This is a genomic window from Asticcacaulis aquaticus (assembly GCF_028550415.1).
Classification (GTDB): domain Bacteria; phylum Pseudomonadota; class Alphaproteobacteria; order Caulobacterales; family Caulobacteraceae; genus Asticcacaulis; species Asticcacaulis aquaticus.
In genome coordinates this window covers 491,294-504,676 of the sequence record NZ_JAQQKX010000001.1, presented here as the reverse complement: position 1 = coordinate 504,676, position 13,383 = coordinate 491,294, and the positions used below count along the sequence as shown (strand labels likewise).

Genomic DNA, 13,383 nt, shown 5'->3' with positions numbered 1-13,383 from the left:
GCATCAATGCGCGGCCAGACTAAGCAAACTCCCTGCAACTGGTCGAGACTGGGCGGACCGAAAGGTCCGCCCTTTTTTTGCGATGCGGGAAGGCGCCGTCGAAAATAAACCGAGACCTAAATAGCGGAAGAAGGATGAACTCCAACTCTAGTTAGTTGAGGGTCGGCCTTTGGACATGAATCCGTCCGGGCCTGTCTGACCGAACAAATAAATAGGCAGGGGCGCCGTGTGCGCAAGGACATGAACCTAATCTCAAGCGGGCTGTACCGTGCCTGAACGGGGCATCGTATCGCCGGATCGCGCGGAATGGTTGGCGCGCCATGTACTCCCGCACGAGCGAGCGCTTCGTAAGTGGCTTAACGGGAGGGTGCCACCAGACATCGATGTCGATGATATCCTTCAAGAAACCTACACCCGTCTGATTATGAAGGAGTCGGTGGCAGAGATTTTGAACATCCGGAACTACGTCTATCAGGTCGCCTACTCCATTCTGGCATTGCATATCCGTCGCGCCCGCGTCGTATTCATCGATGCCGTATCCGAAATTGAGGAGTTGAACGTCGCGGCCATCGAACCCTCTCCAGAGGACCATGCGGGTGGGCGCGAGGAGCTGCGACATCTCGCCGAGGCCGTTAACCGGCTCCCGGGGAAAATTCGAGAGGTGTTCCTGATGCGACGGGTTCAGGAAATGTCGCAGAAAGAGGTAGCCAAAACGCTCGGACTTTCTGAAAGCACCGTTGAAAAACATATGAGCCGCAGTCTTTTTTTGCTCATGCGTACGCTTTTCGATAGTGGCAAAGACTTTGAACGCGCATCTAAGAGAATAGGTATGGCATTGAGTAGGGATGAACCCCATCGTGGCGGCGATTGAGACGGCGGTAGATATTGACGCCACAGCGGCGAAGTGGGTAGCGAGGGCCGATCGGCGTCCGCTGACACCAGACGAAATGTCCGAACTTGAGGCTTGGCTATCAGGCGACGTCCGTCGGCCAGGCGCGTATGGACGCGCACAAGCCGTATTGATCTATGCAAAGCGCGCGGTGGCCTTGGGGCCGGACTATCGTGGTCGGGCCGAGGTGCGGGACGGGAAGGGCTTCAAACTTGTCCCGGGGGGGCTGTCACGTCGTCAGGTTTTCTGGGGTGGCGGCGCGGTCGCTGCGTCAATGGCAGGCGCGCTGGTCGTACTGTCCGCTGTCGATAGCCAGGCGCAGGTACTGACGACGGAAAAAGGTGAAGCGAGAGCGGTCCCGCTGAAGGATGGATCGTTGGTAAATCTGAATACCGATACGCATTTACGAGCATTGGTTAATGCACGGCATCGCCGCGTTGACCTCGAAGCGGGTGAAGCCTTGTTTGAGGTTGCGAAGGACCCGACCCGACCCTTTACCGTAAATACTGAAAATGTGGAATTTGTCGCTTTAGGGACTAGCTTCGTGGTGCGGCGCCTGAACAGCCATCAGGTAGTTCTTCTTGTAAGGGATGGGCTCGTCGACGTGCGTCTAGCGGGCTCAGATACGATTGTCCGCGTTGGCGCGGGCGAACGCCTGAAAGTCGATAGTCGGATGTGGAGAACGGCGGGCGCGACCCCAGAATCGCTTTCCCCTGACGAGTTATCACGTTCGCTGGCGTGGCAGGGTGGACACATCGCCCTTGAAGGACAAACCCTTGCGGAGGCGGTTGCCGAGTTCGCGCGCTACAATGACAAGGTTATAGTCATTACGGACCCGGCTATCGCGGCCCACGAGATTACGGGGCTTTTCGAAGCCCGCAACCCGGGCGGTTTCGCCAGCGCCGTAGCCGCAGCTTACAGCCTTACGGTTATCGAAGACACCCACCAGTATCGCCTCGTAGCCAAGGCAAGTTAGAAAGATATTGTGTCGGATGGCGGAACATTGACCCTCTGCGCCTCTAACTAAAGGGAAGTCCGCATCACAAAACAAGCGGATACCCAGGGAGGTTTTAGGAATGGTAAGTCGGAGGGCAGGACTTGCGGCCGGTCTTATTGCCGTCGGTTTTGGCTTCGCCAGTGCGTCGGTGGCGCAAGTGAAACGATTCGATATCCCGTCGGAACCGGCTACAAAGGCAATATCGGAGTTTGCCCGTCAGGCTGGCATACAAATTTTTGCGCCTGCTGACACATTGAAGGGTATTCGGACCCGCCCTCTTAAGGGCCACATGGAGGTCAGGGCGGCTTTAGGATTTTTACTAGAGGGTACAGGTCTGGAAGTCGCGTCGGACACTGGGACCGTGATCTCTTTAAGGGTGAGGACATCGGTACCGGAGACGAAGCTGCTATCATCCCGACCTGATCCCGTTGCCGAAACACAGGTCGAGCCGGTAGAAGTGATAATTACTGGCTCTAGACTACTCGTCCGGGGGGCGCGGTCCCCGGCACCGTTGCTGGGGATCAGGCGCGATCAGATAGACCTTTCCGGTGATCAGACGATTGAGACCCTGCTGAGCCAGGGTTCGCAATTTCTCGGTTCCCAGACCAACAGCTCCACCGGCAATACCGTACCCGGCGGTAGCGTGGCGCTCAATCTCCGCGGACTGGGCGAGCAGCGCAATCTGGTACTGGTAAATGGACGCCGCTTTGCCATAGCGGGGATAGATCAGACGACGGATCTGAACGCCATCCCGCCCGGTCTGGTCGACAGGATCGAGGTGGTCACGGGCGGGTCGTCCGCAGTGTATGGGTCGGACGCTATCTCGGGAGTCGTGAATTTCATCATGAAGACCGATCTGAAGGGTGTAGACCTATCGGCTCGGACGGACTGGGACGAACCCACCGGCAGGCGAACCCATGAGATCGAACTGACCGTCGGCCGCGCCTTTGCCGAAGATCGGGGAATAGTTATGGTCGCCGTCAATGCGACGGATCGGGATGCCATCACGCGCGGTGAGATGGGTGGCTGGGCTTATTTTGCCGCAGGCGATGGGTGCGTAACGAAGGAAAGCTGGAGTGCTAGCCGGCCGGGTCAGGCTTTGGCGGTGCCGACGGGTCAGACCTGTACAGAGGCTGGCGGTCGGCCTGGCTTGATCGCTACGGGTTCGGGTGACCTGCCCAACGGGCGCTTTTTTGGAATACCTCAGTACGGGGCCGTCCGTTCCAGCCCGCAACTCGATATGAGTCTGACGGCGGCAGGCCTGCAAAGTGCCGGCGGGCGGGGTTTCACCTTCGACGATGCTGGCATGACGGCGCGCCCCGCCCTGACGCCGGAGGACGATTATAATAATAGCCCGCCGAATTATCTGATCATCCCGCTCAAACGGCGCACGGCCAATGCGTTCTTCACATTTCAGGTGACGTCTGCCGATACCGCGTACGCCGAGTTGCACGCGTCGCAAAACACCACCCGGATGCAATTCGCGCCCACCAACATCAACGGAACGTTTTTGCTCGAAACGACCAATCCATTTCTATCGTCTGAGATGAAAGCTGTTTTTCGAGAGATCGATGCCTTGGAGACAACGACGACTACCATCAATCAAGGCGGTATCGATTTTACAAACCGGCCGCAGGACGGCCTAATCGCCATTGGAATTGGGCGGCGAATGGCTGAAATTCCCGTGCGACGCAATGTCTCGGAACGGCGTTTGGCGCGGGGCGTCGTAGGGATTAGAGGCAGCCGATACGGCCTGCAATATGATGTGTACTATTCCTATGCCAAAATGCGAAATCGCGACAGGCAGACTGGGGCGGTCTCTCGATCGCGATTTGCGCTGGGCCTGTTGTCGCACAATGGACAGCCGCCTGTGCTAAACATATTCGGCGCGAATATATCGCCGACCGCCGCACAGTCCGTCACCTTTGGTTCGACGAACTACCAGTACGCCGCGCAGGACGTCTTCGCCGGGAACGTCAGGGGAAGCGGCCCGACATTGCGTACGGGACGGATCGTTTACAGTCTCGGCTTTGAGTGGCGCCGCAATACCGCCATTCTTAAGCCCGACTACCCTGCGGACCTCGGAGATATCGCCGGATTTACGGCGTTGCGCCCGACATCGGGATCGGTGTCGGTCAAGGAGGTTTACGGAGAGGTCCGACTACCCCTCATCGCCAATCAACGGCATATCGGCCGGTTGGATATGACTGCGGCGCTGCGGTATTCCGACTATAGCCTAGCGGGTGTCGGCGGGGTCTGGAGTTACTCCGCAGGACTGCAATGGCAGCCTTCGGCTGACTTTAGCGTCAGGTCTCAACTTCAGCATTCCATTCGCGCGCCCAGCATCGGCGAACTTTATAATCAGCAATCCGCAATATTCACGCCGGCCGTGGACCCCTGTTCCAGCCGGGCTGCCGCCGATCACAAGACGGATGCGGTTCGAAAGCTGTGCATCCAGACCGGCGTGCCCGACCATGCCGTCTTCACTGAACTCGTCCAGCCGAATGGCATCATCGGCGTGACGTCGGGTGGAAACCCCTTGGTGGGGCAGGAAGAGTCAGATACCTTGACATTTGGGGCCACGTATCAGCCCACCCACCGGCCGACGGCGGTCATGAGTGTGGATTTTTTCGATATTCGCGTAGACGGCGCCATCGGCTCAGGCGGTGGCGGTCTGCAAAGTACGCTGAACCTCTGCTACTACGAATTTGTCGCGGCGGAGAACACGTATTGCCAAGCGATCCACCGGGACAGGTTGACGGGCGAAATCTCGCAACCGACTTACGTCCAGACAACAAACGCTAATGCCGGTGGCCTCCGAGTGTCGGGCGTCGACCTGAGTCTGCGAGACACCCTGTCCGCGTCGGGATACCTATCTCGCCTGATCGGGACCGTGGAGGTGGCGGTAGACGCCACATATACACAGAGGTTCACGATCAATCCAGTTCAGGCGCTCAGCCATTTCAACAACGAATGTGTAGGCGCGTTTGGTGGCACCTGTGGTCAGCCTGTACCGCGATGGAAAAGCGTCTCGACTCTCACCTGGCGTGGGGAAGCAAAATCAGTGTCGCTTAAGGTACGCTATATCGGCGAAGTCTGGCGGGACAGCTACCGGCTTCCCCGGCGTGCCGGTGGCAACGTGCCCGACCTCGAAAACATGACCAGCCCGCGCATCGCGCCACAGGTCTATGTCGATTTATCCATTATGTTAAAGCTCGGACAGCGAACGAGTCTTTTTGGGGGCGTCACGAATGTGATGAATCGGGAGCCGCCGATACCCGGTTCAGCTCAGTACCTCTCGAACACATGGCCCGCCACCTACGACGTGCTGGGCCGGACTTTTCAAGTCGCCCTTAAGACGACCTTTTAAGACCCCAACGATTTCGATTCAAAACCCATAACACCATCAGGATGGAAACCATGCGCTTTAAGCTAAAACTCTGTTCCGCAATGTGGCTGTGCCTGGCGGCCTCTTCGGGAGCCGCAGCGGTGAGGGCAGCAGATGCGCCTGTCATCGCTTCCTCGACCAAGGCCGTAAGCTGGGATGAACACTCCCTGATGATCAACGGCCATCGCGAGTTCATCTGGTCGGGCGAGTTCCATCCGTTCCGACTGCCGGATACAAACGCTTGGCGCGACGTCTATCGCAAGATGAAGGCCTCGGGGTTCAACACGGTCGCACTCTATTTCAACTGGGGCTATCACTCGCCCGCGCCGGGCGCGTACGACTTCACGGGTATCCGCGACATGGATCTGGCGATCCGCATGGCCGAGGAAGAGGGGCTCTACGTCATCGTGCGTCCCGGCCCCTATATCAATGCCGAGGTCTCCCGCGGCGGCTTCCCCGGCTATCTGGCGCGTCAAACAGGTGTGGCGCGGACGATGGCGCCGGACTACCTCAAGGAAGCCGACGACTGGCTGACCCATATCAACGCCATCATCGCCAGACATCAGATCAGCCGCGGCGGCAAGGTCATCCTCTATCAGGTCGAGAACGAACTGTTCGACACCTCCGACGAACACCGTCGCTATATGGATCACCTGATCAAGAAGGCTCGTGCCGACGGTATCGATGTGCCCCTGTTCCATAATTCCCCCAACTCCCTGCCCAACTGGGTGCCGCAGGGTTCCGAGACCTACTATACGGTCGCCGCGCCCGGTCTCGACCTCTATGCCTTCGACGGCTATCCGGGTGGATCGTGCAACGAGAAGGGCGAGGTCGGAGCCCACAACCCTGCGCCCAATAACGGCATCTATTCGACGACCCAGCCGCAGATCGGTTCGCTGGCATCGCCGAAGACGCCGGGCTTTGCCGCCGAATATGGCGCGGGCTGGTTCGACTACTGGGGCAGTGTCGGGAACTACGAATGCAACGCCAAACGCCTCGGGCCGGGCTATGTCCGGACGTTCTATGGCGCCAATATCATCAACCGCGTGACTATCCACAATATCTATATGGCGTTCGGCGGTACTTCGTGGGGCTGGATGCCGGCCAGCGTCGTCTATACCTCCTACGACTACGGTGCGCCGATCTCTGAGACGCGGCAACTGCGTGACAAAGCCTATACCCTGAAGCAACTGGGTCAGTTCACTCAGGCCGCGGAACCGCTCCTGACCCATATGGACAAGGCCGAGCCGCTCTATCCGACGTCCGACAAGGTCAAGCTCTATCATAACGCAGGACCTGCTGGGCATCTGGTCTTCGCCATCCACGAACCGCACGACGGCATGGGTGATGATGCGTTCAAATTTCGCCTGACGACGAAGGCCGGATCGTACCTGATCCCGCAACAAGGCACGCTGCGGCTCAAGGGGCAGGACGCCAAGCTGCTGCTGGCCGATTACGGGCTGGAGCGACAAAAGCTGGTCTATACGACGTCGGACCTGCAAACCCACCTTCAACAGGGCGCGACCGATATTGCTCTGTTGTATGGTCGGGTCGGTGAGGATGGCGAGACCGTCCTGCGTTTCAAGACTAAGCCCAAGGTCGAGGTGATCGAGGGTCTGGCGACCACGGTTTACGACGCCAAGACCGGCGACCTGCGTCTGAACTATCAGCACAAAGGCCTAATCCGACTGCGTATAACGGGCGATGCCGCCCCGCTGCTGCTACTCATTGGTGAGGATGCCGAAACCCAGAAATTCTGGCGGCAAGAGACAGACAAAGGGCCTGTTCTGCAACGCACGAGCGCGATCGTCAAAGGCGCGGTGTGGGATGGCGAGCGCCTGAACCTGACCGGTGAGGGTCAGACAGCCGAGGCCATCGAAGTCTGGGCGACGGCGAAAACGCTGACTTTCAACGGAACACCGCTGGACGCCCATTCAACGGCCTCCGGATCGCTGTTGACCTCGTACCTCGCGGAGCCGAAAGCCGTCGTGCTGCCTGATCTGATGGCGGCGCAATGGACAATCCGTTGGGATTCGCGTGAAGCCGATCCCGCCTTCGACGACAGCGCATGGCGCGTGGCGGACCTGAAGGTTTCTGCCGCCACCGTGCCGACCCAGCCGCCGCCGGGGCAGCCGGTTTTGGCGATGAGCGATTACGGTTTCCATCAGGGCGATGTCTGGTATCGGGGCCGCTTGACGGCGAGGACCACTCAGAAAAAACTGGAGCTGACCTATGGCGGTGGCGCGGTCGGTCTCGTGCAGGTGTGGATCGATGGCAGGTTCGTCGGTCAGAACGAGCTGCCGGGCGGTTTCACCTATCCGAAAATCCCAACGGTGGGTAAGGCCAGCTTCGACGTCGATCTGAAACCCGGCACGCACCAGATATCGGTGATGGTGCGCAACATGTCGCACAACTGGGATCTGTTCGCCAATGAGGAACACAAGGAGGGGCGCGGCCTAATCTCGGCCTCGCTCAGCCCTGACGAGACGCAACGCTTCACCACGCCGATCACGTGGAAAATTCAGGGTCAGGGCGAGACCATGGACCCCGTGCGGGGCACGTTCAACAACGGCGGGCTCTACGGTGAACGCAAGGGCTGGCACCTACCCGACGCCAGACCCGACGGGTGGACGCCCGCCAACGTCACCGCCGCCCCGCCTGCACCGGGTACCTACTGGCTGCGCACTGCCTTCAAGCTGGATCTGCCCAAGGATGTCGATACGCAACTCGCCCTGGTTTTCGGCGATCCGACACAGACAAAAACCGATAGGCACACGCGCGTTCTGATCTTCGTCAACGGCTGGCATGCTGGCAACTATGTCTCAAACGTCGGGCCGCAGAATACCTTTGTCATACCTCCGGCATTCCTGAACCCGAACGGCGCCAACACGATCGCGCTTGCCGTCACGACCGACGGCAAGCCCGGCAACGCCTTGGAAGGCGTGAAACTGGTCGATATGCGCCAAGCACGGTGATTGAAGAGTGCGAATGAGCGCATCGAACTCGCGAGGATTGCCGCGACCAAATCCTAGACAATAGACGGCCGACGCCGAAGATACCGGAAGAAAGATCATGCACATGAATACCATCAAAATAATATCCCTGACGGTCGCCATTTTGACGCCGACCTTCGCCTGGTCGGACGTACGGCTACCGGCTATTCTTTCAGATCATATGACTCTTCAAGGGGGACAGTCCGTTAGCGTCTGGGGTTGGGCCGATCCGGGTGAAAAGGTCGATGTTCGGATTGCGGGTCAGACGGTTAAAACGAAGGCAGGTTTGGGCGGCCAATGGCGGGTGCAGTTGAAGCCTATGAAGTCTTCCAGCCAACCAATCGACATGATCGTCAAAGGGAAGGCAAACACCCTGACGGTGAAAGACATCCTAATCGGTGAGGTGTGGCTGGCATCCGGCCAGTCGAATATGGAGATGCCCTTTCGTTGGGGAAAATTCCCCGGCATCTTCGATTACAAGGCCGAAATGACCGCGGCTAACTATCCGGAAATCCGCATCTTCAAAGTTAAGAAAGCGCGGGGAGCAAAGGAAACGAATGATGTCGAGGGGCACTGGATTGTCTGTACTCCTGACCAAGTCACGGAGGAGGGATTCTCGGCCGCGGGTTACTACTTTGCGCGGCGACTGAACGGAGCCTTGGGTACGCCCGTTGGGCTTATCGATTCCACATGGGGAGGAACCCGGATCGAAGAATGGATTTCCACGGATGGCTTTCGGGGGCAATCGAGTCTGAAGCGCTTCCTTGCCGTGGAAGCCGGTGGTGAGAAGGTCGACGGTATCAAGCGAACGGAACTGTTCAATGGAATGATCGCGCCGCTTTCAAATCTGACGATCAAAGGCGTGATCTGGTATCAGGGTGAAGGCAACGCCAGTGACTATCCTGCGGGAGATGACTATGCCGACAAGATGCGCGCGCTTGTCGGCGGCTGGCGTACGGCGTTCAAGTCCGATGTACCGTTTTACTATGTCCAGATCGCACCTTATCTCTATCACATCGAACGTCCACTTCGTGTCGCGTCGCCTGAAGCGGCACCTCTAATACAGGAAGCGCAGACCGACGCGCTTTCGGTACCCGGAACCGGCATGGTCGTTGTGAGTGATCTGGTAGATGATCTGGCAGATATCCATCCTCGCAATAAGAAAGATGTTGGTGAACGTCTGGCTGGATGGGCGTTAGCGAAAACCTATGGCCGTAGCGATCTCGTTTTCTCCGGCCCGCGGTTCAAGTCAATGGCGATTTCGGAAGGCAGGGCAATTCTGACTTTTGATTTTGTAGGTGGTGGGTTGGCATCGCGAGATAAAAAGCCGATCACATGGTTCGCGGTCGCGGGTGCGGACGGGGTCTATTTTCCCGCAAAAGCGGAAATCTCGGGCGACCAGATCATAGTTTCGAGTCCGTTTGTCTCTGAACCGATGGATGTTCGCTTTGCGTGGGACGAGGGGGCAAGATCGAATTTAATGAACAAAGAGGGCTTGCCCGCTTGGCCGTTTCGAACACGCCGCTGAATGGAGGCTGCCTGACTCGGCGAGTGGGATTTGCCTTCATCGGTATTTCCCATTGGCGATAAACTCGATGCTGGGGGAAGCGGGCGTTCAGCGTAAACCTAGGCACCTGACCGCCTCACAATAGTGGCTCATTTCTTTGCCATTCCGGGGGGGTAGCTTAAATTATTTTCGCGCCGAGTATGGAGGCAGGCGTATCGAACACCGCTCTACCTAATTGAGCCCGTTAAATCAGACAAAACGGGCCAATCAGGAGGAAACATATGCGAAGAGTAAAATCGCTTCTGTGCGCCGGTGTCGCTACAGCAGGTCTTTCGATGGCGTGTGGTGCTTTTGCCCAGGACGCCCAACCCACCGCTGAGAAGGCCGCCGATGAGCCGCAGGAGGTCATCGTAACCGGATCACGGATTGCCCGGACCGGCTTCGACGCGTCAACGCCTGTGGCGGTAGTCCGCGAAGAGGATATCCGCCGGTCGGGCAACATCAATATCGAGCGGACCCTGCTTCAACTGCCGCAATCGTTCGGGTCGTCGACCGGCAGCTCCTTCTCCAATGAAGTATCAGGCCAGTCGAGCGGATTTGTGGATATAAACCTACGCGGGTTTGGATCGAGCCGCAACCTTGTCCTCGTGAATGGACGTCGCTTCGCTATTTTTGACGCACGCCAAATCACCGATCTGAATTCCATTCCCTCAAGCCTCATCGCACGCACCGAAGTGGTCACCGGCGGCTCTTCAGCCGTTTACGGTTCCGATGCCATCACGGGTGTCGTCAACTTCGTCATGAAGGATAATTTCGAAGGGGTCGAAGCCAAGGCACAGTACAACTGGGTTGGGCACACAGGCACGCCGACCTACAACCTCGACTTTACCGCTGGTGGTAATTTCGATGGCGGCCGCGGCAACATGGTCGTTTCGCTGAACTATGTGAAGCGCGAGCCGGTTTTCCGTGGCGATTACGACTGGTCATATTACGGTCTGGGCGAAAGCTGTGTCGCCAACGGCACCGGTACGGCGACAACTCCGGGCACCCAACTCGTGCCGCCATCGGGTCAGACCTGCGCACAGGCCGGCGGCTATATCGGCTATATCTTCAGTGGCAGCGGCGATATTCCAAATGGCCGCTTCTCGGGTATCCCGTCGTTCGGCGGTAGCAATGCCGGTCTGAATGCTGCCTATACCGCAGCGGGCCTGTCGGGCATGGGCTCATTCGGCTTCACCTTCAACGACACGGGCACGACCGCACGTCCGGCGGTCGATCCGACCGATCGCTACAACAACCAGCCGCCCAACTACCTGCAAAGCGCGCAGGATCGCTACATGCTAAATTCCTTCGCCCATTATGATCTCAGTGATCGGGCGACGGCCTATATGGAGCTGCACTACAGCTACAACAAGGTTGCAGGCCAACTGGCAGCGACCAATGTTGGTTCGCCAACGCTGTTCAATACGAATAATCCCTATCTTTCGACCCAGATGCGCGAAGTCCTCCGTCAACTGGATATCGCCGAAACCTCGACTACCACTGTGACGGCTGGAAACGCGCTTTTCACCAACGCGCCCAATGACGGCCTCGCCGTCATCACCGCGGGTCGACGATACTCCGATCTAGGGCCGCGCCACGGCAGCAATACGCGCAACGTATTCCGCGGGGCGTGGGGCCTGCGCGGCAGTCTGCCGGAGGTGTCGCCGGCCTTCCTGCGCGAGCTGAAATATGACGCCTATTACAGCTATGCCCACACGGAAGAATCCATTCTGGTGCTGAACGGTATTTCCCGAAGCCGCCTGCAACGGAGTCTCCTGTCCGTCGGTGGCGCGGCCCCGGTGTGCAACATCTTCGGCCAAAACGTCAGCCAGGCCTGCGCAACCGCGATAGCGACCAACTCGCTCAGCCAGACAAGCGCGACCATGCAGGTGATTCAGGCAAACCTGACAGGTATCCTGCTGACGCTACCGGCGGGCGATGTGGGCTTCTCCGGGGGCGCTGAATGGCGCAAGACCGAAGGCGAGTATGTTCCGGATCAGGGTCTCGCAACGGGTGACATCGCCGGCTACAGCCCCGGTCTGTCGACAAAGGGCAGCGTAACCGTCAAAGAACTGTTCGGCGAACTGCGCATACCGGTCTTGGCCGATCTGCCGTTGGTCAAGGCCCTGACGGTCAACACCGGCTTCCGCCAGTCTGACTATTCGCTCAAGGGTGTCGGTTCCGTATCGACCTACTTCTATGGCGCCGACTGGAAGGTCAACCGCGATGTCGCTTTCCGCGCTCAATATCAGCGCGCGATCCGGGCGCCAAATATTCAAGAGCTGTTCGGCGGCCTGACGACCAATTCGGTCGTTGTGTTCGATCCGTGTTCGAGCCGCGCCCCGACATCGCTGCAAACAGCGGACGTTCGCGCCCTGTGTGTTGCCACTGGCGTACCGTCGGCAAATGTGTTTGGGACCGGTGTTCAACCGAACGCCTTCGTGCAGGTTCAAACAGGCGGAAATCCCAATCTGAGCGAAGAAACGTCGGACACGAAAACCCTCGGTGTCGTTTTCACACCGAGCTTCCTGCCGCGCCTCTTCGTCAGCGTCGACTACTTCAATATCGAACTTGAAGGCGCGATCGCACCCCTCGGCGGGGGTGCCCAAAACGCGATGAACCTGTGCTATTACACGGTCAAGGATGCCGCCAGTGAGTTCTGCCGCGCCATCCCGCGCCTGTCGTCGACCGGTGAAATCGTCGAAAACAACCCGTTACGCGTTCTGAACGCCAACACCGGTGCGCTGAAGACTTCAGGCTATGATCTCGCTGTGCGTTACCGCATCGAGGCAAACTTTGGTCTGCCCCGGCTGGCTGATCGGAGTACGTTCGACCTCACCGGTAATTTCACGTGGCTGGAGGACTTCACCCGCGTGCCAGTATCGGCTCTGCCGGCTGTCCAGAATGATTGCGTCGGCACCTTCGGCGGCACCTGCGGGACGCCGTTGCCGCATGTCCGGGGCTTTTTCCGCGCCACATGGAATGTGGGTGATCTCAGCGTGAGCGTACGCGACCGCTATTTCGGACCGGTGACAACCGATCGATATATCGTGCCGATGCGTCAAGGCTCGGCATCAACGCCTGCGCTCAATACGATCGCCTATCCAACGATCAAGGCGCAAAACTATATCGATCTCAGCATCGACTACGATCTGAACGACAAAATCAAACTATTCGGTGGTGCAAACAACCTGTTCAACGTGGAGATGCCGAATCAAAGCGGTCAGCAAACCTATGATGCGCTTGGGACGGAATTCTTTGTCGGCGTGACAGCGAAATTCTGATCCCAGACGGGGAGGGGCTCCGGACGTGTCTCTTCCCGTCTACTCTGACCATAGCGGTCGCCTTTTGATCTGTTTTTTTAGCAAAAATCTCGAAAACGAGTGGCGGAAATTCCGGTCCAAATACCTCTATTAAATGAAGCGCGGATACAGGTAGTCCACCAACGCACGCGCTTCGAGCATTCGTGAATTCCCCGCCCTTTTGGGTACATTCCTAGAGACTTGGTCCGCCAGACCATTTTGGCGGACTTTTTTCTCGTTTTGACCTCGCCCGATCAAAACTTTC

6 protein-coding genes are annotated in these 13,383 nt (G+C 58.1%); all 6 read left to right on the top strand.

The window, feature by feature from the left end:
* The first annotated feature begins 268 nt into the window (after positions 1 to 268).
* The 6 genes from PQU92_RS02470 (at position 269) to PQU92_RS02445 (ending at position 13,100) form a co-directional block, all read left to right on the top strand.
* Complete coding sequence (locus tag PQU92_RS02470; protein WP_272746625.1) at positions 269 to 871, top strand: RNA polymerase sigma factor; 603 nt, start codon at positions 269 to 271, stop codon at positions 869 to 871.
* Positions 846 to 1,865: a FecR family protein gene (locus PQU92_RS02465; protein ID WP_272746624.1), complete on the top strand. Its 1,020-nt coding sequence runs from the start codon at positions 846 to 848 to the stop codon at positions 1,863 to 1,865. The genes PQU92_RS02470 and PQU92_RS02465 overlap by 26 nt, the downstream gene beginning before the upstream one ends.
* Before the next feature lie 532 nt (positions 1,866 to 2,397).
* Positions 2,398 to 5,256 (top strand): TonB-dependent receptor domain-containing protein, encoded by a 2,859-nt coding sequence (locus tag PQU92_RS02460; RefSeq protein WP_272746623.1) that lies wholly within the window; start codon positions 2,398 to 2,400, stop codon positions 5,254 to 5,256.
* A 50-nt stretch (positions 5,257 to 5,306) separates the two neighbouring features.
* Complete coding sequence (locus PQU92_RS02455) at positions 5,307 to 8,249, top strand: beta-galactosidase (RefSeq protein WP_272746622.1); 2,943 nt, start codon at positions 5,307 to 5,309, stop codon at positions 8,247 to 8,249.
* Positions 8,250 to 8,352: 103 nt separating this feature from the next.
* Positions 8,353 to 9,795, top strand: coding sequence for a sialate O-acetylesterase (locus PQU92_RS02450; protein WP_272746621.1), 1,443 nt, complete (start codon positions 8,353 to 8,355; stop codon positions 9,793 to 9,795).
* Between the two features lie 260 nt (positions 9,796 to 10,055).
* Positions 10,056 to 13,100: a TonB-dependent receptor domain-containing protein gene (locus tag PQU92_RS02445; RefSeq protein WP_272746620.1), complete on the top strand. Its 3,045-nt coding sequence runs from the start codon at positions 10,056 to 10,058 to the stop codon at positions 13,098 to 13,100.
* Positions 13,101 to 13,383 lie beyond the last annotated feature (283 nt).